1 protein-coding gene is annotated in these 2,545 nt (G+C 42.1%); it reads right to left on the bottom strand.

Going from position 1 to position 2,545, the window contains the following annotated elements; translation table 11 throughout:
• Positions 1–129 precede the first annotated feature (129 nt).
• Entirely contained in the window at positions 130–1,953 is a 1,824-nt protein-coding gene (locus H8S63_RS19645; RefSeq protein WP_032845029.1) for a reverse transcriptase/maturase family protein, read from the bottom strand.
• Between the last annotated feature and the right edge of the window lie 592 nt (positions 1,954–2,545).

Genomic DNA, 2,545 nt, shown 5'->3' on the forward strand with positions numbered 1-2,545 from the left:
TTCTCCGTTTCCTCGGTGGTGTACGCGTAGGCTAAGCACCCAGCGCCTTGTCATATTTCTATGGTAGGTTTCCGAGTACTCGCCTCCGAACCGGACTTACAAGTCTCCCTGTATCCGGCTCTCCACTAATTAATTCAGTCTGATTCTTCGGTCGGGGTCTATTTTTGCATGACACTTTGAGCAGACAGCCAAAGTTTTTCGTCTTCGAGCTATCATTTTCTTTTCCCAGTCGGATTTACCTTTCAGGTCTTTAAGTTTGCGAACGTGATGCATTTCGAGTTTATCGGTAGCACCGCATAATTCGCAAACTTGGAGCTTCAGCCTTTCCATAAGGCTGTTACGTCCACCTGTTATGGAAACTGTCCGTGGAATAGTGTCACAGTAAATATTCCCTGCAACCTTTTTGCGTTTGAAACCATCATGATAAAATGATTGGTAAAGTGTCTTACCCTTGCTATTTTCATATGCCACTTGGAAAAACTTGTTCTTTTTATATTTCAGAAGTATTTTCTTTACAGATGATTTGTATTTGTTCGCAAATACCTTATACATGCTGTATGACATAATGTGATAGAAAGAATTGATGACATAGCTGTTATTGGCTATTGAGTAATAATTATAGAACCCTCGGATTTCGGCATTGAACTGACTGACTATTTCCAAGTCATCCAAGTTCAGCATGTACGTTCTGACGATGGATTTCCAAACCTCTTTGCCATTGACGACCGCGATTCTTGCGGCTTTATAATCAAAGAGTTTCTTCCGCATCGTTTCAAAATTCAGGTACAATACAGGCTTGTGTCCGAATGCACGAACCGTTTTACCGTACTTATCCTTACGTAAATCGTTACACCTACGTATAAATACGTCATATCCGAGAAATTTCGCTGGTTTCTGCGCATTGGTTATCAGTGTCTTTTCGTCTGACAGTTCCAGTTTAAGAGCTTCATTCAAATAATTCTTAATATCCTCTTTTACTGTTTTGCAGTCTTCAAGATTACCGGTAATTCCAATCAGAAAGTCATCTGCGTATCTCACGTATTTTAACCGTTTGATACTGCTGTCCATTTCATTACGTGCCGGATAGTTGTTCCGTTCTTCTCGTAGCCGCTTAATTTCGGCGGTCATCTGTTTCCTTACCTTTACATCTTTCTCATTCTTTAGTTTCTTTGCCAGTCGGTATCTTCGCTGTTCGTAGAGCTTGTATCGAGCGTCGCCTTTTCTTGTTACCCCTTTATTGAACCGATTGATGTATTCCTTGATGTACTTGTCGAACTTGTCAAGGTAGATGTTAGCCAGTATTGGGCTGATAATCCCGCCTTGCGGAGTTCCACTGTACGTTCTATGAAATACCCAGTCTTCCACATATCCGGCATTCAGGAATTTTCTGATAAGCCGTAAAAATCTCTCGTCGGCGATACGTTCCCGAAGAATATTAATCAGTACGTCATGATTGATATTGTCGAAGAATCCTTTAATATCGCCTTCAATAAACCATTTCACGGCAGTGAATGTCTTTTGTATATCTATAAGAGCAGTATGACAACTTCGTTTGGGACGAAACCCATGTGAAGTATGTTCAAAACTACCTTCATAGATTGCTTCAAGTATCATTCTGACTACTTCCTGTACCAGCTTATCATCAAAAGAGGGTATGCCAAGCGGACGTTTTTTCCCGTTTTTCTTAGGTATGTACGTCCTTTTGGACGGATTAGGCTGATAAGTCTCATTTTTAAGACTGCCAATCAGTTGTTCAACTCGGTCAATACTCATTCCGTCAATGGTTTTACCATCGGCTCCTGCCGTCATGTTGCCTGTCTTGCTGTAAATATTCTGATAGGCTACATAAAACATTTCCTCGTTAAACAGCACTCTATACAGCCGCTCAAACTTATAGTTCAAGTTACCGCTGTGTTTACTCAGACTGTTCAACACATTTTCTGGATTTCTCATGTCTCTCACATCTTCCTTTAAATTGTTAAACTTAATTAGCTGCTCCCCTTCGCCATGTACAAGGCGTTACCCTGCTCAGACTACTATGGAAGCTCCGTTGCCATGCCGGATATTCAGGGGCAGACCCCATAGCCCTACAACTGGCTTTCCGGTTTAGGCAATCCCCGTTTAGAAATTTGACGACTATTTGGCTCGATAGATTGTCGGATACGACTTTCGTCCTTTACTACTTATGGTAGTTGCCTTGCGGTAAGTTTATGCTACTCCTGCTACGTGTCATCAGTGTAGTACCGCAACATAACGGTATAATTCCGAAGAATTATTCAACTGTCTTCCGTCATTGCCCAAGGATACGACTGCTCGGACTATCGTTCAACCAATGCAGGCTTTATCCTCATATCTATCATTTTAACTTGCCATTCGGTCGCAGCCTGACAGTTGGCTGACTTATGGCTTTACCAACGTGCTATGTTCCCTTGTGGGGTTTTCCCCTCCGGTTAGCGGTTGTTAATGGGCATTTTAAACACTTGCCCAGTCGCTTGCCAAAGCGACATTCGTCAAATTCCCTTTACGGGCGCACCAGATACTCTTC

The sequence above is a fragment of the Bacteroides sp. NSJ-39 genome (assembly GCF_014287315.1).
Lineage (GTDB): Bacteria > Bacteroidota > Bacteroidia > Bacteroidales > Bacteroidaceae > Bacteroides > Bacteroides finegoldii.

What these genes read in the sequence shown, in the direction of transcription:
- H8S63_RS19645 (WP_032845029.1), bottom strand. Translation starts at nt 1,953, where the DNA reads ATGAGAAATCCAGAAAATGTGTTGAACAGTCTGAGTAAACACAGCGGT.